A 23,084-nucleotide genomic window follows, 5' to 3' on the forward strand; every position below is an offset into this window, starting at 1 on the left:
ATTTATCCAAAAAGACATAAACATATCTTTATGTGAAAAATGGAGGCCTTGCAACCGCAATGTCGCGGACGGGCCAGAAAATGACGCGACCGTTTCGGGAGGCGCCGGCATGTTCGAAAAGCGCGACGGCGAGATTGCGCTCGCCACCGATCCGGCAACGATGCCTCCCAACGGCCATGTCGTGTTCATCGGCCGCATCCGCTCGCCCTGGAAATCGCGTGCCGACTGCCCGAAGAACATGGCCGCCGCGCGCGAGCGCGGGCTGCCGGCGACCGTCGAGATCGGTGAGGCTTTCCGGCCGGGACTGGAAGGGCTCGGCGGCGCGAGCCATGTCGTCATCCTGTCCTGGTTTCACCAAGCGCCGCGGAATCTGATTCTCCAGAAACCGCGCCATGCCTCTGAGGCCAAAGGCGTTTTCGCGCTGCGCTCCCCTGCCCGGCCGAACCCGGTCGGTCTGCATGTGGCGAAGCTGCTCGCGCTCGATGTTGCGGCCGGCCTGCTGACGCTGGACGCCATCGATGTGCTGGACGGCACGCCGGTGATCGACATTAAGCCCTATTTCGCGTCGATCGACGCCTTTCCGGACGCCACGATCGCGCGTCGCGAAAGCGGCGAATAACCATGGCCACCGGACGCCAGCGGGCGATCGCCAAGGCGCTGACCGCGCTGCTGCCGCTTGCGCCCTATGCCGATACCGAAAAAATCCGCGCCGAGGCCGGCGCCCGGCATTTGAAGACGATGCCGCCGGCGATCGCCGTGTGGCTGGCGGCCATCGCCCACATTCGCCACGAGCATACCGATTACGAAAAGCTGCTCGCCGAGGGCTATGACCGCGATTCGGCGCGCTTCTTCGTCGTCGACCAGACCAATGCCGTTCTCACCCGCTGGCGCGCCACGCGCCTGCTCGATCCGGACGAGGAGGAGTAACCGTGCGTCCTTCGAGGCTTCAGGCCCCGTAGATCCACTGCTCCGGCACCCGCACCGAAACTCCTTCGCCGGACGCGATAATGCCCGGCTTCTCGACCCAGGCGACCAGCCCGCGGAGGCGTTTCGCTGCCTTGGGAAACAGGAGCGAGCCGGCTTCGATGTCGGGCATGTTGGCGCGCTCGGCGATCTGGCGGCCCGCGACCCGGCACGGGCCGTTCTGCGCATCCACTTTCAGCGTCGCGCCGCCCTTGAAGAACAGCATTGTGCCCGAAGGCAGCATCGACAGTTGCGGAACGCCGGCGATGAGCAGGTTTGCCCCGATCCACTCCGGCCTGATTTTGGCAAGCGCCATGCGCTGGGCGACTGTCGCGAGTTCGTCCGGCGCCACGATCGACAATTGCCGCTCGTTGCGCATTTCGGTGCCGCGCGGATACCAGGGCTCCCGCCCGCCGGACCTGCGCGTATATCCTGCGTGGATATCGCCCTTGATGCCCTGGAAATCGAGCGCCAGTGTCTCTGTCGCGACCGTCTCGAAATGGTCGGTCGGCGCAACATAGACGCCGGCGACCTTGCCGGCGAGCTTTCTTGCGGGAAGGATTTGCGGCTCACCATTGAGCGGAGCGAGCAGGTCGAGCATGGCGGTTTTCCGGTTGCGGATGGCGATAACTGCCGTCGAACGGCCGCCGCGTCCAGCCAAAAAGCCTGATCGGTTCATGACAGTCGCTGATGCAATGCAACGCCTTCGCGCTACTACTATCACAGCTTTCTCAACAGCGCGCCGCCGATCGAATACCCCGCGCCGAAGGCGCAGAGCAGGCCGTAATCGCCCGGCTTCATGTCCTCGTGGTTTTCCTTGAACGCGATGATCGCGCCGGCCGCGGCGGTGTTGCCGAGCCGCTCCAGCACCATCGGCGCGCGGTCATGGCCGACATCGTGCCCGAAGGAGAGCTTCAGGATCATGGCGTTCATGCGCGCATTGGCCTGATGCAGCCAGAACCGTCTGATGCCGTGCGGTGTCAGGCCGTGCTCGGCGAGAAAATCGACGATGAAGCGGTGGCCGGCCACCGTCACTTCCTTGAACACCTTGTTGCCGACCTGCTTGATCATGTTGCCGCGCATGTCGATCGCGGAAGTGTCCTCCTGCCCGGCCCTGAGCAGAAAGCCGAGATTGGTGCGGATATTGTTGGAGAACTGCGTCCAGCCGCGCGTGTCGAGCACCTCGAACTTGCCCGGCCGGGTCTCGCCCTCTTCCAGCGCCTCCACCACCATGGCGGTCGAGGCGTCGCCGAAGATGAAATGCGTCTGCCGGTCGCGGAAGTTCAGATGCCCGGTGATGATCTCGGGCGTCACCACTAGCACCCGCTTCTGCCCGCCCGCCCGCACCAGGTTCGACGCCACGTGCAGCCCCGCCGCCGCCGACGAGCAGCCGAGGCCCATGTCGAAGGCCGCGCCCTTGATGCCCAGTGCATTCTGGATCTCGATGCCGATCGCCGGATAGGGCCGCTGGTGATGCGAGGCCGCGCAGATCACGAGGTCGATATCTTCGGGGCCGAGCCTGGCATCGGCCAGCGCGCGCCGTGCCGACGCCACGCCGAACTCCGCCATCACCGACAATTCGTCGTCGCCACGCGGCGGGATGCGCGGCGTCATACGCTCCGGGTCGAGAATGCCGTCCAGCACCAGCACGTGGCGCTTCTTCACTCCCGACGCATAGACGATGAAGTCGGTGTCGGACTTCGCCAGCTTCTCCTCGCCGGTCCCTTCGCGGCGCGCGTTCTCGGCGTCCACCCAGGTGTTGAAACTGTCGACGAGTTCCTCATTGGTGATCGAGGCCTCGGGGATGACGACGCCGACGCCGCTGATGATGACGCGATGCATGCTGCTAAACGATCCCCGTGCGGTTGCCGCGACCCTGCCCACGCACGCCCTACAGTTTCGCGGTCTCCCGGTCGACACTTTTGCCGTGTAGCAGTTTACGCCGGCTTAAGCGCCACGACCGCGGTCCTGTCAAGCGCCACGCCGATCCTTTCGGCCGACGCCGACGCTTTACGCTCACACTGGCCAGGCGTATCGTCGCTGCGGGCCGGGAAGAGGCAATGCGTCAGGAGGGTTCACGATGCGCGCGACTTCCATTGTTCCTGCAATTATGTCGATTCTGGGCTTTGCCGCGCCGGCCATGGCGGCCGACGTCTCCTGCAACGGCCTCGTCACCTCGGGCGACACCATGATCTGCTCCGGCTTCGAGCCGAACTGGGCGGTCGAGTTGAGCTGCGTCGGCGGAACTATGCAGTCCGCCTTCATCGACGCGTTTTCCGGCGACGGCATCCAGACCACGCCCGGAACAGTGACGTTCTCCTCGCAAGACCCGTGGACCTTCGAGACCAGCCACGGCATCCGCGGCACCATTGCCGCGACGCCGGGCGGCTGCCGCGACGAGAGCGACGCGGTGCGCGACTACACCTTCACGCCCGCCGCCGTGCCGGGGCTATCGGGGCCGTTCTTCCCGTTCTGCTGCCGGATGCGGTAAGGCATCCGGCGGCAATTCTGCTTATCGCGTCAGCCGCTTATACGTCATCCGGTGCGGGTTGATCGCGTCGGGGCCGAGGCGCCTGATCTTGTCCTGCTCGTAATCTTCGAAATTGCCCTCGAACCACTCGACATGACTGTCGCCTTCGAAGGCGAGGATGTGCGTCGCCAGACGGTCGAGGAACATGCGGTCGTGCGAGATGATGACGGCGCAGCCGGCATAGCTTTCCAGCGCGTCTTCCAGCGCGGCCAGCGTTTCGGTATCGAGGTCGTTGGTCGGCTCGTCGAGCAGCAGCACATTGCCGCCGGTCTTCAGCATCTTGGCGAGGTGCACGCGGTTGCGCTGGCCGCCTGAAAGGTTGCCGACCTTCTGCTGCTGGTCGCCGCCGCGGAAATTGAACGACGAGCAATAGGCGCGGGTGTTGACGTCGTGCTTGCCGAGCTTGACCACCTCGGCGCCGCCGGAAATCTCCTCCCACACCGTCTTGTTGGGATCGAGCGCGTCGCGGCTCTGGTCGACATAGCCGAGCTTGACCGTCTCGCCAATGCGGATCGTGCCCTCGTCCGGCGTCTCCTGGCCGGTGATCATGCGGAACAGCGTCGTCTTGCCGGCGCCGTTCGGGCCGATCACGCCGACAATGCCGCCGGGCGGCAGCTTGAACTCCAGATCCTCGATCAGCAGCCGGTCGCCATAGCCCTTCGACAGGTTGGAGACTTCGATCACGACATTGCCGAGCCGCTCGCCATGCGGGATGACGATCTGCGTATCCGACGGACGCCGCTTGTCGGCCTGCTCCAGCAGATCCTCGAAGGCCTTGATGCGGGCCTTTGATTTGGTCTGGCGCGCCTTGGGGCTGGAGGCGATCCACTCGCGCTCGCGGCTGATGGCGCGCTGGCGCGCGTCGTCCTCGCGGCCTTCCTGCTTGAGACGCTTGGCCTTGGCTTCGAGATAGGCGGTGTAGTTGCCCTCGTAGGGAATGCCGCGGCCGCGGTCGAGCTCCAGGATCCAGCCGGTGACATTGTCGAGGAAGTAGCGGTCGTGGGTGATGATCATCACCGCGCCCTTGTAGGCGCGCAGGTGTTTTTCCAGCCAGGCCGTGGTTTCGGCATCGAGATGGTTGGTTGGCTCGTCGAGCAGCAGAAGGTCGGGCTCCCGCAGCAGCAACTGGCACAGCGCCACGCGGCGGCGCTCGCCGCCCGAAAGTTTGGTCACATCCGCGTCCTTCGCCGGGCAGCCCAGCGCTTCCATCGCCATCTCGACCTGCTGTTCGAGATCCCACAGGTTCAGCCGGTCCATCTCGTCCTGGAGCTTGGCCGACTCGTCGGCGGTCTCGTCGGAATAGTTCATCATCAGCTCATTGTAGCGCTCGATGATGGCCGTCTTCTTGGCCACGCCTTCCATGACGTTGCCGAACACGTTGAGCGCCGGGTCGAGCTCCGGCTCCTGCGCCAGGTAGCCGACGGTCGCGCCCTCGGCGAGCCAGGCCTCGCCGCTCCATTCCTTGTCGATGCCGGCCATGATCTTGAGCACGGTCGATTTGCCGGCGCCGTTCGGGCCGAGAATGCCGATCTTGGCGTCGGGATAGAAGGAGATGTTGAGGTTCTCGAGAACCTTTTTCGTGCCGTATGCCTTGGTCAGGTCGGCCATGTGATAGATGAACTGGCGTGCCACGCGCGCTTATCCTGTAATCTGTTGAGGAGAGTTGGGCGCTATGTAAGCGAAGCGGCCCGCAACGGCAATGCTTTCGCGGCGGTTGGGTCGCCTTGCCGCGCCGCCGCTCACGCCGGCCCTATCACCTCCCCGATCAGCTTGCCCGGCCGCGCCTCGCGCTCCAGTTGCTCGAAGGTGCATTGTCGCGGCGCCTTGTCCGGCCGCCAGCGCAACAGCTTGGTGCCGTGGCGGAAGCGGTCGCCGGTGACGTGGTCGTAGCGCACCTCGACCACCAGTTCCGGCCTCAGCTTTTCCCATTGCGCCGAGCGCTCTGTCGACCAGCGGCTCGGCCCGCCCGGTGCGCGGCCGGTGAAGCCGGACCCGCCCTTCAGCGCCTCCAGCTTCTCCGTCAACTCATGCCGCTCCGCATCGTAGATCGTCGAGGTGAAGCCGACATGGTGGAGTAGGCCGTCATCGTTATAAAGCCCGAGCAGCAGCGAGCCGACGAGCGTGCTTGCCGAGCCGTAGCGGAAGCCGCCGACCACGCAATCCGCCGAGCGCAGCCGCTTGACCTTCAGCATTGCACGCTCGCCGCTCTCATAAATCCCGTCGAGCCGCTTGGCGACGACGCCGTCAAGCGCCCCGCCCGCCCGCGCCAGCCAGGCCGCCGCTTCCTCGCGGTCGCGCGTGAAGGGCGAAAGGCGCAGCCCCGCCGTGTTCGTTATCCGGGCGAAGAAGCTTTCCAGCTTCGCGCGGCGCACGGTCAGAGCCGCCTTCCCCAGGCTTTCGCCGCCGGGCGCCATCGGCATGTCGAACAGGATGAACATGGCCGGAGTCTCCCGCGCCAGCTTGCGTATCCGGCTTTCGGCGGGATGGAGCCGCATCTGCAGCGCATCGAAGGACAGCGTGTCGCCTTCGGGAATTGCGAGTTCGCCGTCGAGCACGAAATCCTCTCCGGGCAGATTTTTGACAGTCTCGACCATCTCCGGAAAATACCGCCCGAGCGGCTTGCCCGATTTGGCGTAGAGCTCGACCTTGCTGCCCGTCTTGACGGCGAGGCAGCGAAAGCCGTCCCATTTCGGCTCGAACTGCCAGCCCGGTTCGTCCGGCAGTTGGTCGACCTGCTTTGCCTCCATCGGCTCGATTGGCGACGGTGCGGGCGATGGCCTGATGTCGGCGGTTTCGGGCATCGTTGCTCCTTGCTTGCTTAACCGGACGCGCACTGCCTGGTTCCGCAGGCCACGAGTAGCTGCGGCAGCGCGGGTTCTACCTTCCCCCCTTGAGAAGGGAGAGAGGCGCGCGCCCCGCTGGTTAGCGCAGGGGACAGTTTACTTTTTTCCGCCCGCGCGACCTCTCGACTGCCGCCGCCTTTCCGCGGAAAGTAAACTGTCCCCGGCACGCACCTCTCCGTTGCCACGCTGCCTTTCGGCCCTGGCTATTGCGAGAAAGGTCGGGAAGCGGGGCGCATGGCCTTGCCTACCGAAACTTAAATACGTGGCGCAGCTTCCGCGCCCCGCCGGCGTTCTTGCCCTGGGAAGGAGGGTGCATTGGCGCACGCTGTCCTTCCCGTCGGGCCCGGACCTGGGGGCTCATCACCCAGCCGCGTCACCGTTTCACGCGGCCGGCCCGGACGCCGCCGCCCTCACCCGATACCCGGTGCGCACCGGATTTCCGCGAGAGCGGTGAGGCCATTATGCGGGAGGGGCAGGCATTGATGGACAAAATGGCGTGCGAAAATTTTCAGAAATCCTCCATCCGATTGATCGGAAAAGATAATTTCATTGCCTTGGCCAAAACAGGCGACGATTCTGTCCACACATGCGGCCGGCCACGAACCTTGACGCCCCTGCCCGCCTTCGCCAACAGTTCTCGCCGAGGGGGAGAAATCATGCCGTTCGACGATCAACGTACGCTCGCCTCGCCGACCGGCGCGGCGCTCAATCTCTACGTGAAGCAGGCTGCCGGCCCGGCGCGCGGCGTCGTTCACATCAGCCACGGCCTCGCCGAGCATGCGGCGCGCTACGCCCGCTTCGCCGATTTCCTCAGCCGCCGCGGCTTCCATACCTACGCGCACGACCATCGAGGCCACGGCTTCACCACCGCGCCGGACGCGCCGCAGGGCATGTTCGGCAGCCCCGATGGCGGCGCCAAGGTCCTGGCGGATATCGGCGCGGTCCATGATCTCATCGCTCGCGAGCATCCGGGCCTGCCGCTGATCCTTTTCGGTCATTCCATGGGCGGCATCGTCGCGCTCAATTTCGTGCTCCGCCATTCCGCGCATCTGCATGCCGCCGCGATCTGGAACGCCAACTTCTCCGCCGGCCTGCTCGGCCGGCTGGCGCAGGCGATCCTTGCCTGGGAGCGGTTTCGGCTCGGTTCCGATGTGCCCTCCCGCGCCCTTCCCAGAATGACCTTCGTCGATTGGGGAAAGAAGGTGCCGAACCACCGCACCCCGTTCGACTGGCTGTCGCGCGATCCGGAAGAGGTCGACAAATACATCGCCGACCCGCTCTGCGGCTGGGACGCTTCGGTGTCGCTCTGGCAGGATATCTTCCGCTTCGTCATTTTCGGCGCGGACGACGCGAATTTCTCCACCGTGCGCAGGGACATGCCCTTCAGCCTCGTCGGCGGCGAAAAAGACCCGGCGAGCGACGGCGGCAAGGCGGTCGAGGCGCTCGCCGCCCGCATGCGGCGGATGGGCTTTTCGAATCTGGTTTCAAAGGTTTACCCCGAAACCCGTCACGAAAGCCTGAACGAGGTGAATCGAAACATCATCATGGAGGATTTTGCCGCGTGGGCGGACGCAATCCTGCCCAAGCCTGCGTCATCAAGTGCTGGCGCAACGCAATGAGATGACAGGCCGGGTCGAGACCTGTTAGAGCCTTGCGCCGAACCTGTTCATCCACGGTATTCCATGCCCAATCCCCCGCTCCACGGCGTCCGCGTCATCGAACTCGCCCGCATCCTGGCCGGCCCCTGGGCGGGTCAGTTGCTTGCCGATCTGGGCGCTGATGTCATCAAGGTCGAGAGCCCCGAAGGCGGCGACGACACCCGCAAATGGGGACCGCCCTTCGTCATCGGCAAGGACGGCGATAACCTTTCGGCTGCATATTACCACGCCTGCAATCGCGGCAAGCGCTCGATCGCCATCGATTTCGCGAAACCCGAAGGGGCCGAGACGGTCCGCAGGCTGATCGCCACCGCCGATGTCCTCATCGAGAATTTCAAACTCGGCGGATTGAAGAAATACGGGCTCGACTATGAAAGCCTGAAAAAGATCAACCCAAGACTCGTCTATTGCTCTATCACCGGCTTCGGCCAGGACGGACCTTACGCGCCACGCGCGGGTTACGATTTCATCATCCAGGGCATGTCCGGCTTGATGTCGATCACCGGCCCCGCCGGCGGCGAGCCTCAGAAAGTAGGCGTCGCGGTCACTGACATCTTCACCGGCCTGTATTCGGTGATCGCCATCCAGGCGGCGCTTCGCCACGCGGAAGCCACCGGACAGGGACAGCATGTCGACATGGCGCTGTTTGACTCGCAGATCTCCGTGCTCGCCAACCAGAACCTGAATTTCCTGGTTTCCGGCCAGCCGCCGGTCCAGATGGGCAACGCCCATCCCAACATCGCGCCGTACGAAGTGCTGCCGGTCAGCGACGGCCATTTCATCCTCGCCGTCGGCAATGACAGCCAGTTCCGCAAATTCTGCGCGGTCGTCGGGCTGGAAGAGCTTGCCCGCGATGCGGCCTACTCGACCAATGAAGCGCGCGTCGCCAATCGCACCGCCCTGCGCGAACTCATCGTTGCACGCCTCGCCGCCTTCGACCGCGCCACCCTGCTCACCAGACTTGAAGAGGCCGGCGTGCCGGCAAGCCCAATCAACGACATCGGCCAGATGTTCGCCGATCCCCAGACGATCGCCCGCGGCATGCGGCTCGACCTCGACGACGGCCACGGCAACAGTCTGCCCTCGGTGCGCGCGCCGATGGTGATGTCTGAAACGCCGCTCGTCTATGAACGCCCCTCGCCGCGGCTGGGTGAGCACACGGCCGAAATCCTTGCCGAACTGGAGAGAACCAGATCATGAAAACCGGCGGAAAGCTGATCGTCGAAGCGCTCGAGGCAAACGGCGTCGACCGCATCTATTGCGTGCCCGGCGAATCCTTTCTCGCCGTTCTCGACGCGCTGCACGATTCGAACCGCATCCGCACCATTGTATGCCGGCAGGAGGGTGGTGCGGCGATGATGGCCGATTGCCACGGCCGGCTGACCGGCAAGCCCGGCATCTGCTTCGTCACGCGCGGCCCCGGCGCCACCAACGCTTCTGCCGGCATCCACATCGCGATGCAGGATTCGATCCCGCTGATCATGTTCATCGGCCAGGTGGCAAGCCACGCCAGGGAGCGCGAGGCCTTCCAGGAGGTCGACTACCGCGCCTTCTTCGGACCGCTCGCCAAATGGGCGACGGAGATCGACGACGCGGCGCGCATCCCCGAAATCGTCACCCGCGCCTTTTCGGTAGCCACCTCCGGCAGGCCCGGTCCGGTGGTTATCGCGCTGCCTGAGGATATGCTGACCAGCCTTGCCGAGGCTCCCGACTCCCTGCCCTTCACGCCGGTGGAGACCCGTCCGGGAGCCGAAGAAATGGCCCGGTTGGAGGAGCTTCTCGGCAAGGCCGAACGCCCATTCGTCATTCTGGGCGGCTCGCGCTGGAGCGCCGAGGCAAAGTCGTGGATCGAAAAGGCGGCAGAGGCTTGGGCGCTGCCGGTCGGCTGCTCGTTCCGCCGCCAGATGCTGTTCGACCATCTCCACCCCTGTTATGCCGGCGATGTCGGAATCGGCCCGAACCCGAAGCTCGCCGCCTATATCAAAGAGGCCGATCTTGTCCTGCTCATCGGCGGCCGGTTCGGCGAGATGCCGTCCTCCGATTATTCGCTGATGAAGAGCCCCTATCCGGACCAAACACTGGTGCATGTGCATCCGGATGCCGGCGAACTCGGCCGCGTGTATCGGCCGGCTCTGGCGATCAATGCCTCGCCCGACGCATTCGCCGAAGCTTTTGCCGATACGGCACCGGAAGCCGCGCCCGACTGGTCGATCGAGACCGAGCAGCTACACGGCTGGTATCTCGACTGGTCGACGCCGCCCGCGACCGGGCCCGGCGCGGTACAGATGGGCCCGATCATGAGCTATCTGGAATCGGTGCTGCCGGATGACGCCATCCTGACCAACGGCGCGGGCAATTACGCCACCTGGGTTCATCGCTTCCACCGCTTCCGCCGCTTCGCCACGCAGGGCGCGCCGACCTCCGGCTCGATGGGCTACGGCACGCCGGCGGCGGTCGCGGCGAAGGCGCTGTTTCCGGAACGCGAGGTCGTCTGCTTCGCCGGCGACGGCTGCTTCCTGATGAACGGCCAGGAATTCGCCACCGCCGTGCAGTACGATTTGCCGATCATCGTCATCGTCGTGAACAACGGCATTTACGGCACGATCCGCATGCACCAGGAGCGGGAGTATCCCGGCCGCGTGGTCGCCACCGATCTGAAGAACCCGGATTTCGCAGCCCTGGCCCGCGCCTATGGCGGCCACGGCGAGACGGTGGAGACCACCGCTGAATTCGCCCCCGCCTTCGAGCGCGCGAGGGCGACGGGAAAGCCGGCGATAATCGAGATCAAGCTCGACCCCGAAGCGATCACGCCGACGCGGACGATGACCGACATCCGCGAGAAGCGATGACAATAAAAGGGAGGCGGTCGCCCGCCTCCCTTGTCCACCGGTCAGAACCGCATGCTACATTGCGGATTTTTCCACCTGGCCGCGGATCTCACCGTCGGGATACGCCGCGGTGTGGATGTTGACGTAGTATCTGCCCGCCACGAGGTCGGCGGCCTGCGCATCGGTCAGCGTCGCCGTCCCGGTCGCACCACTCGTCGTATCCTCTATCGGCACCGCCACGCCGGCGTTTTCGCCTTTCGGCGCCGGTCCATGGAAATGCGCTGCCGTCGCATCGCCGGTCAGGCCAGAATATTCGATCGTCCAGTCGAGCTTCTTGGATTCGGTGTCGAAGGTGATGTCGGCGGTACCCTGGCCGGCGCTGTCGTTTGGCGGCACCACCTGGGCGGCGTCCAGCGTCGCCGACATTTTCACCATTTCGGCAAGCGCCGGCGACGCGGCGAAGATTGCGGCGGAGATCGCCAGGCCGGCGGCCAGCGGCGAGAGATGGATACGCATTTCGTTCCTCCCTTCATGGGGTTTGCAAAGCCGCGCAGCATTTGCCGGCGGCCACTCTGCAAACGAAGCACATGCAGGGAAGTTTCCCGGCCCACGAAAAAGGGGCGGTTTCCCGCCCCTTTCAAGCTCTGCAATCGGGCAAGTGCTACTGGATCGCCTTGTCCGTCACCGCCGACGTCCAGGCGCCGGTCGGTTCCTTGGAGATGATTTTCTGGTCGAGCAGCGCCTTGGCGGTGCGCTCGTAGGCCGCTTCGATCAGCTTGCCATCGGCATTGTCGATAAGCTTGGCGACCTCGCCCATCATGCGCTTCTGGTGGTTCTCATCCTGCCCGCCATTCTCGACGACGATCTCCGCCGCTTCATCGGGATTCTCGATGGCGTACTTCCAACCCTTCATCGAGGCGCGTACGAAGCGGACCATCTTATCCTCGAAGGCCGGATCCTTGAGTTTGTCCTCCATCGCGTAGAGGCCGTCCTCCAGCAGGTCGTTCCCCATTTCCGAATAGTTGAAGACGATCAGGTCTTCCGGCTTGTAGCCGGCGTCGATGAGCTGCCAATACTCATTGTAGGTCATGACCGAGATGCAGTCGGCCTGCTTCTGGATCAGCGGCTGCACGTCGAAGCTTTGCTTGAGCACCGTCACGCCGTCGGCCCCGCCTTCAGTCGAAAGGCCGAGCTTGTTCATCCAGGCGAAGAACGGATATTCGTTGCCGAAGAACCAGACGCCGAGCGTCTTGCCCTTGAAGTCGGCTTCGGTCTTCACCGGACCATCCTTCGGGCAGACGAGCTGCATGCCCGCCTTCTTGAACGGCTGGGCGATATTGACCAGCGGCACGCCCTTTTCGCGAGCGGCCAGCGCGCCGCCCATCCAGTCGACGATGACGTCGGCGCCGCCGCCGGCGATCACCTGCTCGGGAGCAATGTCGGGGCCGCCCGGTTTGATCTCGACTTCGAGGTTCTCCTCCTCGTAGAAGCCCTTGTCCTTGGCCACGTAGTAGCCGGCGAACTGGGCCTGCGTGACCCATTTCAGTTGCAGGGTCACCTCATCGGCGGCCCATGCCTGGACGGCAGCCAGCGACATAGCGCCGGCAAGCATGGAAACAATTAGTTTTTTCATTTTTTGCCTTACCCTCTGAAGTACGCCTATCCACCACGGACAGACGGATGCCAAAACGTGGTGGCCCTTTCGATCAGGGCGATCACGCCATAAAAGACCGAACCCGCGAGCGCCGCAACCGCGATTTCGGCCCATGCCATATCGACCCGCAAGAGGCCGATCTCGGTGGAGATGCGGAAGCCCATTCCCACGACCGGCGTGGTGAAGAACTCCGCCACGATGGCGCCGATCAGCGCCAGCGTCGAATTGATCTTCAGCGCGTTGAAGATGAAGGGCGCGGCCGCCGGCAGGCGCAGCTTGAACAGTGTCTGCCAATAGCTCGAAGCGTAGGTGCGCATCAGGTCGCGCTCCATATGGCCTGACGCGGTCAGGCCGGTCACCGTATTCACCAGCATCGGGAAGAACGTCATGACCACGACCACGCCCGCCTTGGACGGCCAGTCGGGGCCGAACCAGGTGACCATGATCGGCGCAACGCCGATGATCGGCAGCGCCGACATCATGTTGCCGATCGGCAGCAGGCCACGCCGGAAGAAGGCGATGCGGTCGGCCAGAATAGCCACCAGGAACCCGGCCGACCCGCCTATGACATAACCGGTCAGTGCCGACTTGAAGATGGTCTGGTTGACGTCTGCGGCGAGCATCGGCAGGGAGGTGACGATGCGGGCTGCAATCGCGCTAGGCGGCGGCAGGATGATCGCCGAAACGCCGGCGCCTCTGACGATCGCCTCCCAGAGGATCAGTATCCAGACGCCGAAAAGCAGCGGAATGGCCAGCCGCACAAAGGTCCGGCCCTGCGCTGTAACGGGGCGAAGGTGCGAGAGAACGCTAACCGTGCGCCAGGCCAGCAGCCACGTCGCCGCCAAAAGCGCGAAGTACGATAGCCGCGCAGCGCCTTCATTGCCGGCGAGACCGGAAATCAGCAGCCAGGCCGCGGCATGCGTCGCGGCGAATAGCAGGAGCACAGAGGTCGGCCGGAAGCCGCTTCCCGCCGAAAAGACTATCGCGGCGAGTATCAGGGCAAAGATTTCCGCAGTCACTGTCGCGCTCATGCCCGGCTGGGCTTCGAACAGGGGCAGACCGAAGGCCGCGCCGATGCACAGGGCGAGCGCCGCAAGCGACTGCCAGGATAGCCCAAGACGGGTCATGCCGGCCGCCCTCCCATACCCTTTTCAACCTGCCGGCCGGCAAAGCCGACCAGTCCGACCAGGATGAGCGCCACGATCGAGCCGGCGATCAGCGCCGCCCATATGTCGATTGACTGGCTGTGATAGGCGCCGATGAGCAGCTTCGCGCCGATGCCGGCGACAGCACCGGTCGGCAGTTCGGCGACGATCGCGCCAACCAGGCTGGCGGCAATGGCCACCTTCATCGAGGCGAACAGAAACGGCACCGAGGCAGGCACGCGCAGCTTCCAGAATGTCTGCGACGGGCTGGCATTGTAGGTGTGCATGAGGTCGAGATGCATGATCTCGGGAGAACGCAGGCCCTTCACCATGCCGACCGCGACCGGGAAGAACGACAGATAGGTCGAAATCAGCGCCTTAGTCACGATGGCCGGCGTGTTGAAAGGGCCGAGCAGCAGGATAACCATCGGCGCCAGCGCGATGATCGGGATGGTCTGCGAGACAATGATCCAGGGCATCAGGCTCCGGTCGAGCGCTGTTACATGCACGATGCCGACCGCGATCAGAATGCCGAGCGCGGTGCCGAAGGCGAAGCCGAGCAGTGTCGAGGAAAGCGTCACCCAGCCATGATAGACGAGGCTGCGGTTGCTGGTGATCTTTCGCATGAAGGTGTTTTCGAAGAAATTCTGCGCCACCTGATGCGGTGCGGGCAGCGTCGGTTTTGGCTGCGACAGCGTCTTGCCGACAAATTCTGCGAAGCCCGGCGTCTCACCCGCGCGGCGGTCGAGATCGCGCTGGAACGGCGTGTTCATGAGAATGGCAAAGCCGTACCAGACGACGACCAGCGCTGCGAGGATGGCTGTGACCGGGATGATCTTGTCGCGCAGGCGGTCCATCTCCGGGCTTAGTCCTCGTAGGAGTGGCCGGCGCGCAGGCCATCGCGCACGCGCGCCGCAATCGCCAGGAACTCGGGCGTTTCGCGAATGTCGAGCGGGCGCTCCTTGGGCAGCGTCGATTCGATCACGTCGGTGACCCGGCCCGGCCGCGGCGACATGACAACGATGCGCGTCGACAGATACACCGCCTCGGGAATGGAGTGGGTGACGAAGCAGATCGTCTTATTGGTCCCCCGCCAGAGCTCCAGCAATTGCTCGTTCAGATGGTCGCGCACGATCTCATCGAGGGCGCCGAACGGTTCGTCCATCAGCAAAAGGTCGGCGTCGAACGCCAGCGCGCGGGCGATCGACGCGCGCTGCTGCATGCCGCCGGAAAGCTGCCACGGATATTTCTTCTCGAAACCGGTAAGGTTGACCAGTTCGAGCGTCCGTTGGACGCGGGCCTTCTGTTCCGCCCTGGAGAGCCCCATGATCTCCAGCGGCAGGGTCACATTGCGCTCTATCGTGCGCCACGGAAACAGCGCCGCGGCCTGAAACACGTAGCCATAGGCACGGCTCTCGCGCGCCTGTTCCGGCGTCATGCCGTTGATTTCGATCGTGCCGTCGGTGGGTTTTTCGAGATCGGCGATCACCCTCAGAAATGTCGTCTTGCCGCAACCTGACGGTCCGATGAACGAAACGAACTCGCCCTTGCCGATGGTCAGATCGACATCGGAAAGCGCCCGCACCGGCCCGTCGCTGGTTTCGAAGGTCAGGCCGAGCCCCCTGGCGGCAATGACGGTTCTGGTCGGATCGGTCATCGCTCGAGGAGGTTCCTGCTGCACGGTCGAAAGCATCGGGCTATGATAGGCGAGATTGCCGCTTGGCATGCAAGAAATCCAGTTCCTGGTTGTGGAGAAGCCGCAATGGACGCCTCATCGAAGCCCACCTGCCGCGTCGTTCGCCCCGGCTCCGCTTATGACGGCAGCCAAGGGCTCAGCTACTTCGAGGGAATCGCCGCCGAAACAGTGGGTTCCAGGGCATTGTGCATGCACGTGGTAACTATTCCGCCGGGCGCGCGGGCCCGAGCGCATCTGCATGAAAGCCACGAATCGGCCGTCTATGTGCTCTCCGGCGAGGCGCGAACCTGGTTCGGCGAAAGGCTGGAGGAGTTCGCCGACATGAAGGCCGGCGACATGATGTATATCCCGGCTGGCGTCCCCCATCTGCCGGCCAATCTCGGCGACGTACCCTGCACGGCGATCATCGCGCGTACCGATCCCGGCGAACAGGAGAGCGTGGTGCTGCTGCCGGACCTGGATGCGCTCGCGAAATAGTCTCACGGACATTTCCTGACCTCGCCCCAAGGCTCCCCATTGGACGCTCGGATGCGGGGCAGCGTCGGATCGGTCATGTCCTTTTCGATGATGAAGGTCTCGACCGTCCGGTAGTCCTCGCCTTCGTGGCCACAGAGCCCAGTTGCGACCTGAGTGCCGTCCTTGGCCGACGACACCTGCAGCCATTCGCATCCTGTCTCGTAGCCCTCGACGCTGTCGGCCTTCAGCACTAGCATTTCGTCATTGTTGTAATTGCTGTCACGCATGAATTTGCATCCGGCCTCGTTGCCCCAGACACCCTCCAACGCAAGGGTTTGTGCCTGTGCCGGGCCAGCTACGCTGGCGACGATCGTTGCAACGCAAGTCAACCGCATCAGCAACGCCAAGCTCACACTCCCGCCGGAATGCCGGTGCGCTCGACTTTGCGCGGCGCGACGACCTCTTTCCACTTTGACAGAGCGCGGTTTACCGCGGCATTCGGCTCGCGGGCGACGAATTCGCCGTGGCCGGGCTTCGCCAGCACGTCCGATTCCTGGATGACCAGTTCGCCGCGCGACAGCACGAAGCGCGGCAGGCCAGTCACTTCGAAGCCTTCGAAAACGTTGTAGTCGATCACCGACTGCTGGTCCTTTGCCGAAATCGTCTTCTTGCGCTTGGGATCCCACACCACGATGTCGGCGTCCGCTCCTTCGACGATGGCGCCCTTTTTCGGGTACATATTCAATATCTTGGCGATGTTCGTGGAAGTGACGGCGACGAACTCGTTCATGGTCAGCCGGCCGGTATTGACCCCCTTGGTCCACAGCACAGGCATGCGGTCTTCGAGCCCGCCCGTGCCGTTCGGGATTTTTGTGAAATCTCCGACGCCGAAGCGCTTCTGCTCCGTCGTGAAGGAGCAATGGTCGGTCGCGACCACCTGCAGAGACCCTGCCTGCAAGCCGGCCCACAGCGAATCCTGGTGCAGCTTGTTGCGGAAGGGCGGGCTCATCACACGGCGCGCCGCATGGTCCCAATCCTTGTTCATGTACTCGCTTTCGTCGAGCGTCAGGTGCTGCACCAGCGGCTCGCCGAAAACGCGCATGCCCTTCTGCCTGGCCCTGCGGATCGCCTCATGCGCCTGCTCGCAGGAAACGTGCACGACGTATAGCGGCGCGCCCGCCATATCGGCGATCATGATGGCGCGGTTGGTCGCCTCGCCTTCCACCTCCGGCGGCCGCGAATAGGCGTGCGCCTCCGGGCCATCATTGCCGGCGGCGAGCAGCTTTTGCTGCAACTGCGCGACCACGTCGCCGTTTTCGGCATGGACCAGCGGCAACGCGCCGAGGGCTGCGCAGCGCTGGAACGACGAATACATTTCGTCGTCGTCGACCATCAGCGCGCCCTTGTACGCCATGAAATGCTTGAACGAGGTGATGCCCTTGTCGACGACGGTCGCCATCTCGTTGAACACCTGCTCGCCCCACCAGGTGATCGCCATGTGGAAGGAAAAATCCGCGCAGGCCTTGGAGGTCTTGTTATCCCACATCTGCAAGGCTTCGAGCAGCGACTGGCCCGGCGACGGCAGGCAGAAGTCAACCACCATGGTCGTGCCGCCGGCGAGTGCCGCGCGCGTGCCGCTCTCGAAATCGTCGGCCGAATAGGTGCCCATGAACGGCATTTCGAGGTGAGTGTGCGGATCGATGCCGCCCGGCATCACATAACAACCGGTGGCGTCATATTCGTGGTCGGCATGCAAGTCCGGCCCGATGCCGATGATCTTGTCGTGCTTGATCAGCACATCGCCCTTCCAGGTGCGGTCGGCCGTGACAATGGTGCCGTTCTTGATGACTTTGGACATGTCTTGCGTTCCCTGTTCTGTCGCGCGCTTTTCCAAGCGCCAAAGCCGATATGAAGCGAAGGCAGATCAGTCTACGATCACCGCTGTTTCCACCACCGCGTGGAAGAGCACGTCGCAGCCGGCCGCGGCCCATTCGGGGAAAATCTCCTCGGCCTCGTTGTGGCTGAGCCCGTCGACGCAGGGGCACATCACCATAGCCGTCGGCGCCACCCGGTTGATCCAGCAGGCATCATGACCGGCGCCAGAGACGATGTTGCGATGCGAGTAGCCGAGCCTTTCAGCCGCGTCTCGGATCGCTTTCACGCAACCTTCGTCGAAGGTCACCGGATCGAAATGGCCGACCTGCTCGATTTCGAATTTTATGTCCAGCGCCTCGCAGATAAGCGCGACGCCGTCGCGGATGCGAGCGTCCATCTCGTCCAGCACGTCCTTGTTGGGGGAGCGGATGTCGATGGTGAAGACCGTGCGTCCGGCGATGATGTTGCGCGAGTTCGGATAGGCTTCCATGTGGCCGATCGCGCCGACCGCGTCGGGCTGGTAGTCCATCGCGATCTCGTGCACGAGTTCCGTCACCCGCGCCATGCCGAGCCCGGCATTGCGGCGCTTCGGCATGGGCGTCGAGCCGGTATGGCTCTCCTTGCCCGTCAGAGTGACCTGCAGCCATTTCAGCCCTTGGCCGTGGGTGACGACGCCGATGTCGATCATCTCGTCCTCGAGGATCGGCCCCTGCTCGATGTGGAGTTCGAAGAATGCCTTCATCTTGCGGGCGCCGACTTCCTCGTCGCCCTTCCAGCCGATGCGCTCGAGTTCGTCACCGAAGCGCTTGCCCTTGGCGTCGACCCGGTCGTAGGCCCAATCCTTGTCGTGCACGCCGGCGAACACGCCGGAAGCGAGCATCGCAGGCGCGTAGCGGGTACCCTCCTCGTTCGTCCAGTTAGTGACGACGATCGGATGCTTCGTCTTGATGTCGAGCTCGTTGAGGGTGCGGATGATCTCCAGGCCGCCCAGCACGCCGAGCACGCCGTCATACTTGCCGCCGGTCGGCTGCGTATCGAGATGGCTGCCGACATAAACGGGCAGCGCGTCCGGGTCCGTGCCTTCGCGTCGGGCGAACATCGTGCCCATCTGGTCGACGGCCATTTCGAGGCCGGCTTCCCTACACCATTTCTGGAAGAGATGGCGGCCCTCGCCGTCCTCGTCGGTCAGCGTCTGGCGGTTATTGCCCCCGGCAACGCCGGGGCCAATCTTCGCCATCTCCATGATGGAATCCCACAAACGGTCTGAATTGATTCGCAGATTCTCGCCTGGGGCGGCCATGTATTCGGTGTCCTCTCATTCTCTATCGCGGAAAGTCCGGCGGTTCCCGACGCCAGCCTTCCCGCTTCTTCGGTACGTCAGTCCACGAGGCGCAGCACCTCGCGCACATGGTCGATCAGCTCGTCGATCTGGCCCTTGGTGATGATGAGCGGCGGCGACAGCGCGATGATGTCGCCGGTCGTGCGGATCAGCGCGCCGCGCTCGAACGCCTTCACGAAGGCCGAGAAGGCGCGCTTGGTTGGGCTGCCGGCGATCGGCGCAAGCTCGATCGCTCCGATCAGGCCGATGTTGCGGATGTCGATGACGTTCGGCTCGCCCTTGAGCGAATGCAGCGCCTCTTCCCAGTAAGGGGCGAGTTCGGCGCCGCGGGTGAGCAGGCCCTCTTCCTTGTAGGTGTCGAGCGTGCCGAGTGCAGCGGCGCAGGCGATCGGGTTGCCCGAATAGGTGTAGCCGTGGAAGAACTCGATCATGTGCTCCGGGCCGGTCATGAAGGCGTCGTGGATTTCCTTCGTGACGAACACCGCCCCCATGGGGATGACGCCGTTGGATACGCCCTTGGCCGTGGTGATGATGTCCGGCGTGACGCCGAAATAATCCGCCGCGAACGGCGCGCCCATGCGGCCAAAGCCGGTGATGACCTCGTCGAAGATCAACAGGATACCGTGCTTGGTGCAGATCTCGCGCAGCTTCCGCAGATAGCCTTTCGGCGGGATCAGGACGCCGGTCGAACCCGCCACCGGCTCGACAATCACCGCGGCGATGGTCGAGGCGTCGTGCAGCGTCACGATGCGCTCGAGTTCGTTGGCAAGTTCGGCGCCATATTCCGGCTCGCCGCGCGTAAATGCGTTCTTCTCCGGCAAATGCGTGTGCGGCATGTGGTCGACGCCGGTCAGCAACGTGCCGAACATCTTGCGGTTGGTGACAATGCCCCCGACCGAGATGCCGCCGAAATTCACGCCGTGATAGCCGCGCTCGCGGCCGATGAGCCGGGTGCGCGAGCCCTCGCCCTTAACGCGCTGATAGGCCAGCGCGATCTTCAGCGCCGTATCGACCGATTCCGAACCCGAATTGGTGAAGAAAACGTGGTCCATGCCGGCCGGCGCGATGTCGACCAGCCGGTTGGCCAGTTCGAACACGATCGGGTGGCCCATCTGGAAGGCTGGCGCATAGTCGAGCTCGGCCGCCTGGCGCTGGATCGCCTCGGTGATCTTCGGCCGGCAGTGACCGGCATTGACGCACCAGAGGCCGGCCGTGCCATCGAGAATCTTGCGGCCGTCGCTGGCCGTATAGTGCATGTCCTTGGCCGCGACCATCATGCGCGGCGCCTGCTTGAACTGCCGGTTCGACGTGAACGGCATCCAGAATGCGCTGAGGTCGTTCGGCGCTACATTCGTTCTGTTGGACATGACCAAGCCTTCCCTTGAATCCCCTGTTTCGATACGGCCAACGCTTGGTCTTGGCTGCGTTTTCGTGCTACGCAAATTTTTGACCGATTGGACAAACGTTAGCACCGCCAGATCGGCGGTCAAGGAAATAGTAGCGGAAATGGGCGGGCGAAATCGCGCTCCACAAGGCAGGTTAAACTGGTCCAGCCGATTGGTCCACAGAACCGGTTTTGCCATATCGCGGGGAGCGGCATAGCTATGGACACCAAGGCGCCCCGCCCCAGGACACGCATCCAGACGGAGAAGCGCGAACTCATCCTGGAGGCGGCGCTCGAGGTTTTCTCGGCTCACGGTTTTCGCGGCTCGACCATCGACCAGATCGCCGAAGCGGCCGGAATGTCCAAGCCGAACCTGCTTTATTATTTCCGCCGCAAAGAGGAAATCCACGAGACGCTGATGCAGCGCCTTCTCGACACTTGGCTGGCGCCGCTCAAGGAACTCGACGACATCGGCGACCCGCTGACCGAGCTGCGCAGCTATATCAGGCGCAAGCTCGAAATGGCGCGAGATTTCCCGCGCGAAAGTCGGCTCTTCGCCAACGAGATCCTGCAGGGCGCGCCGCGCATCATGCCGATGCTGGAAGGCGAGTTAAAAACCCTGGTCGACGAGAAGGCCGAGGTGATCAAGGGCTGGATGCGGGCAGGCAAGATCGTCAGGACCGATCCCTTCCACCTGATCTTCTCGATCTGGGCGACGACGCAGCATTATGCCGATTTCGATGTGCAGGTGCGGGCCGTGCTCGGCCCCGATCGCGGCGGCGAGGGCCGCTTCGAAGATGCGGCGCGGTTTCTGGAACACCTGTTCATGGAGGGACTTCGTCCGAGGGCGAACTCCTAGCGATCCGTGACCGCAGCCCCCTGATCCAGCCGCTCGTCATGATGCTCGGAAGAAGTTGCTGCGGCGCGGTTCATGGCGAGGCGCTCTTCCGCCATCGCCTGCACCGCGGCCCGCACCGCCGGATGACGCGACATGAAGAGTCTGAAATCGCGCAGCGACAAGACGAGGAAGTTGCAGTAATCGACCGCCGTCACATCGGCGGTGCGCGGCGCGCCGGTCAGCAGTGCCATTTCGCCGAAGAAGGAACCCGCGTTGAGCTGAACCTCGGTGCCGTTGACGTCGACCTCGACCGTTCCCGAAACGACGAAGTACATGGCGTCGCCTCTTTCGCCCTCGCGCACGACGCGCTCGCCTGGCGAGGCAGCCTTGGGGACGAAGAGCAGAAGCAGTTCTTCCTGCGCCTCGGCATCAATCGCCGCAAAGAGCGGGAAAGTCTCGACGAATTCCGTGATCTTGCGAGCCTGCTCGTTCTCGCGCTTCTTGGCCTGGGCCCGGATACGGTCGAGCTCCACGGCCAGCACGCGTTCCCGGCGCCTGCCGAAATTGGTCGACCATTGCGGGAAACGGCTGCTTATCCACCGCTCCAACGCCTCCGCCGCGGCGAATGCAAGCGGATTGATGGTTATGGCCAGGAGCGCGGCGGCGAGGATGAGGCTCTGGCCTTCCTGGGTCACCAATCCGTAGGTTGCGCCGAGGCCGGCGAGAATGAAGGAAAACTCGCCAATCTGGGCGATGCCCGCCGCGATGCCGAGCGCCAGCCGAACCGGATAGCGCAGGACAAGTATGATCAGGAAAGCATTGATCGGCTTTCCCAAGGCCGCGAGCGCTACCACCGCGAGCACCTCAAGCGGCTTCTCGACGAGGATGGTCGGATCGAACAGCATGCCGATCGAAACGAAGAACAGGACCGAGAAGGCGTCCTGCAGCGGCAAGGAATTGGCGGCGGCGCGATGGCTGAGCTGCGACTCGCCCATGATCACGCCGGCGAAGAACGCACCGAGCGCGAAAGACACTCCAAAAGCGGCGGCCGAACCGAAGGCGATGCCAAGCGCCATGGCCAGAACAGAGAGCGTGAAGAGCTCGCGTGAGCCGGTGCGCGCCACCTTGATCAGTATCCAGGGCATAACCCTCGGCCCGATCAGGCCCGCAACCAGCGCAAAGCCGGCGACTTTCGAGAGCGTGAGGAGAATGGTGAGGGCTATCGGGGCGCTTGAAGCACCGCTGTCCGCTTCGGCATGCCCGCCCATGGTCTCGGCGAAAACCGGCAAAAGCACCAGCGCCAGCACCATCGCGAGATCCTCGACGATCAGCCAGCCGACCGCGACCCGTCCTTGCATCGAATCGACGAGGTTGCGCTCCTCGAGCGCCTTGAGCAGCACCACCGTGCTCGCCACCGAAACGCACAGTCCGAAGACAATGCCGTAGCCGATACTCCATCCCCATAGCCAGGTGAGGCCGACGCCGAGCAGGGTCGCAAGCAGTATCTGGCCTAGAGCGCCCACGACCACCACGCCGCGCACGGCAAGCAGGTCGGAAGCCGAGAAATGCAGGCCGACGCCGAACATCAGGAGGATGATGCCGATTTCGGCGAGTTGCCCCGCCATATCCGCATCGGCCACGAAACCGGGGGTGAACGGTCCGATAAAGATGCCCGCGACGAGGTAGCCAACCAGCGCCGGCAACCGCAGCCTGTCGGCCAGATAGCCGAAGATGGACGCCAGCACGAAACCGACGGCAATCGTCGCGACAAGGTTCACATCATGCGGCAAGGCTCGACCTCGGCAGTCTTGTTCCCCTTCTGTCGGTGCAAGTTGGTGTAGTCAAACAGTTTTCGCCCCCAAAGCGAACCCCGAA

The 23,084-nt window shown here is 63.8% G+C and carries 22 protein-coding genes; 8 read left to right on the forward strand and 14 right to left on the reverse strand.

All coding sequences use genetic code 11. The annotated features are described in order from the left end of the window. Positions 1-109 precede the first annotated feature (109 nt). Positions 110-619, forward strand: a complete 510-nt coding sequence (gene tsaA / locus ABVK50_RS17215) for a tRNA (N6-threonylcarbamoyladenosine(37)-N6)-methyltransferase TrmO (RefSeq protein ID WP_353645418.1) — start codon at positions 110-112, stop codon at positions 617-619. Next, the gene (locus ABVK50_RS17220) at positions 616-927 is read left to right on the forward strand and encodes a DUF2293 domain-containing protein (protein WP_353645909.1); all 312 of its coding nucleotides are present in this window, start codon (positions 616-618) and stop codon (positions 925-927) included. The genes tsaA and ABVK50_RS17220 overlap by 4 nt, the downstream gene beginning before the upstream one ends. A 19-nt stretch (positions 928-946) precedes the next feature. On the opposite strand, the gene ABVK50_RS17225 is transcribed toward ABVK50_RS17220, so the two are convergent. Both ABVK50_RS17225 and ABVK50_RS17230 read right to left on the reverse strand, forming a co-directional pair. Continuing rightward, positions 947-1,564, reverse strand: coding sequence for a molybdenum cofactor sulfurase (locus ABVK50_RS17225; protein WP_353645908.1), 618 nt, complete (start codon positions 1,562-1,564; stop codon positions 947-949). Between the two features lie 119 nt (positions 1,565-1,683). Then, complete coding sequence (locus ABVK50_RS17230) at positions 1,684-2,805, reverse strand: beta-ketoacyl-ACP synthase III (RefSeq protein WP_353645417.1); 1,122 nt, start codon at positions 2,803-2,805, stop codon at positions 1,684-1,686. A gap of 238 nt (positions 2,806-3,043) precedes the next feature. Here ABVK50_RS17230 and ABVK50_RS17235 point away from each other — a divergent pair, with 238 nt between their 5' ends. Further along, positions 3,044-3,454, forward strand: coding sequence for a hypothetical protein (locus ABVK50_RS17235; RefSeq protein ID WP_353645416.1), 411 nt, complete (start codon positions 3,044-3,046; stop codon positions 3,452-3,454). 21 nt (positions 3,455-3,475) lie between these two features. On the opposite strand, the gene ettA is transcribed toward ABVK50_RS17235, so the two are convergent. Both ettA and ABVK50_RS17245 read right to left on the reverse strand, forming a co-directional pair. Beyond that, the gene (gene ettA, locus ABVK50_RS17240) at positions 3,476-5,125 is read right to left on the reverse strand and encodes an energy-dependent translational throttle protein EttA (protein WP_353645415.1); all 1,650 of its coding nucleotides are present in this window, start codon (positions 5,123-5,125) and stop codon (positions 3,476-3,478) included. 107 nt (positions 5,126-5,232) lie between these two features. Beyond that, a complete protein-coding gene (locus ABVK50_RS17245; protein WP_353645414.1) occupies positions 5,233-6,294 on the reverse strand; it encodes an ATP-dependent DNA ligase in 1,062 nt (353 codons plus the stop codon). 698 nt (positions 6,295-6,992) lie between these two features. Between ABVK50_RS17245 and ABVK50_RS17250 the strand changes: the two genes are divergently transcribed. From ABVK50_RS17250 to ABVK50_RS17260, 3 genes are all read left to right on the forward strand, one after another. After that, positions 6,993-7,955 (forward strand): alpha/beta hydrolase, encoded by a 963-nt coding sequence (locus ABVK50_RS17250; RefSeq protein WP_353645413.1) that lies wholly within the window; start codon positions 6,993-6,995, stop codon positions 7,953-7,955. Between the two features lie 63 nt (positions 7,956-8,018). Next, positions 8,019-9,194, forward strand: coding sequence for a CaiB/BaiF CoA-transferase family protein (locus ABVK50_RS17255; RefSeq protein WP_353645412.1), 1,176 nt, complete (start codon positions 8,019-8,021; stop codon positions 9,192-9,194). Further along, positions 9,191-10,843 (forward strand): thiamine pyrophosphate-binding protein, encoded by a 1,653-nt coding sequence (locus ABVK50_RS17260; protein ID WP_353645411.1) that lies wholly within the window; start codon positions 9,191-9,193, stop codon positions 10,841-10,843. Before ABVK50_RS17255 ends, ABVK50_RS17260 begins: the two co-directional genes overlap by 4 nt. A 54-nt stretch (positions 10,844-10,897) precedes the next feature. On the opposite strand, the gene ABVK50_RS17265 is transcribed toward ABVK50_RS17260, so the two are convergent. From ABVK50_RS17265 to ABVK50_RS17285, 5 genes are all read right to left on the reverse strand, one after another. Beyond that, entirely contained in the window at positions 10,898-11,338 is a 441-nt protein-coding gene (locus tag ABVK50_RS17265; RefSeq protein WP_353645410.1) for a CHRD domain-containing protein, read from the reverse strand. A gap of 145 nt (positions 11,339-11,483) precedes the next feature. Next, positions 11,484-12,455, reverse strand: a complete 972-nt coding sequence (locus ABVK50_RS17270; RefSeq protein ID WP_353645409.1) for an ABC transporter substrate-binding protein — start codon at positions 12,453-12,455, stop codon at positions 11,484-11,486. 26 nt (positions 12,456-12,481) lie between these two features. Next, positions 12,482-13,603 carry an ABC transporter permease gene (locus tag ABVK50_RS17275; RefSeq protein WP_353645408.1) on the reverse strand — a complete coding sequence of 374 codons (1,122 nt, stop codon included), beginning with the start codon at positions 13,601-13,603 and terminating at the stop codon, positions 12,482-12,484. Continuing rightward, complete coding sequence (locus tag ABVK50_RS17280; RefSeq protein ID WP_353645407.1) at positions 13,600-14,478, reverse strand: ABC transporter permease; 879 nt, start codon at positions 14,476-14,478, stop codon at positions 13,600-13,602. The genes ABVK50_RS17275 and ABVK50_RS17280 overlap by 4 nt, the downstream gene beginning before the upstream one ends. Positions 14,479-14,486: 8 nt before the next feature. Continuing rightward, positions 14,487-15,278: an ABC transporter ATP-binding protein gene (locus tag ABVK50_RS17285; RefSeq protein WP_353645907.1), complete on the reverse strand. Its 792-nt coding sequence runs from the start codon at positions 15,276-15,278 to the stop codon at positions 14,487-14,489. Positions 15,279-15,383: 105 nt separating this feature from the next. On the opposite strand from ABVK50_RS17285, the gene ABVK50_RS17290 reads away from it, so the two are divergent. Then, positions 15,384-15,794, forward strand: a complete 411-nt coding sequence (locus tag ABVK50_RS17290; RefSeq protein WP_353645406.1) for a cupin domain-containing protein — start codon at positions 15,384-15,386, stop codon at positions 15,792-15,794. Positions 15,795-15,796: 2 nt separating this feature from the next. Here the strand turns inward: ABVK50_RS17290 and ABVK50_RS17295 are convergent, their stop codons facing one another. The 4 genes from ABVK50_RS17295 to ABVK50_RS17310 form a co-directional block, all read right to left on the reverse strand. After that, positions 15,797-16,060 carry a hypothetical protein gene (locus tag ABVK50_RS17295; protein WP_353645405.1) on the reverse strand — a complete coding sequence of 88 codons (264 nt, stop codon included), beginning with the start codon at positions 16,058-16,060 and terminating at the stop codon, positions 15,797-15,799. Positions 16,061-16,182: 122 nt separating this feature from the next. Next, positions 16,183-17,631, reverse strand: a complete 1,449-nt coding sequence (hydA, locus tag ABVK50_RS17300; protein WP_353645404.1) for a dihydropyrimidinase — start codon at positions 17,629-17,631, stop codon at positions 16,183-16,185. Positions 17,632-17,697: 66 nt separating this feature from the next. After that, a complete protein-coding gene (locus ABVK50_RS17305) occupies positions 17,698-18,948 on the reverse strand; it encodes a Zn-dependent hydrolase (protein ID WP_353645403.1) in 1,251 nt (416 codons plus the stop codon). 77 nt (positions 18,949-19,025) lie between these two features. Next, positions 19,026-20,354 (reverse strand): aspartate aminotransferase family protein, encoded by a 1,329-nt coding sequence (locus tag ABVK50_RS17310; protein WP_353645402.1) that lies wholly within the window; start codon positions 20,352-20,354, stop codon positions 19,026-19,028. A gap of 237 nt (positions 20,355-20,591) precedes the next feature. Between ABVK50_RS17310 and ABVK50_RS17315 the strand changes: the two genes are divergently transcribed. Further along, positions 20,592-21,230, forward strand: a complete 639-nt coding sequence (locus ABVK50_RS17315) for a TetR family transcriptional regulator C-terminal domain-containing protein (protein ID WP_353645401.1) — start codon at positions 20,592-20,594, stop codon at positions 21,228-21,230. On the opposite strand, the gene ABVK50_RS17320 is transcribed toward ABVK50_RS17315, so the two are convergent. Beyond that, positions 21,227-22,999, reverse strand: a complete 1,773-nt coding sequence (locus tag ABVK50_RS17320; protein WP_353645400.1) for a cation:proton antiporter — start codon at positions 22,997-22,999, stop codon at positions 21,227-21,229. The two genes, ABVK50_RS17315 and ABVK50_RS17320, sit on opposite strands and share 4 nt — an antisense overlap. Positions 23,000-23,084 lie beyond the last annotated feature (85 nt).

The sequence above is a fragment of the Mesorhizobium sp. WSM2240 genome, from assembly GCF_040438645.1.
Lineage (GTDB): Bacteria > Pseudomonadota > Alphaproteobacteria > Rhizobiales > Rhizobiaceae > Allomesorhizobium.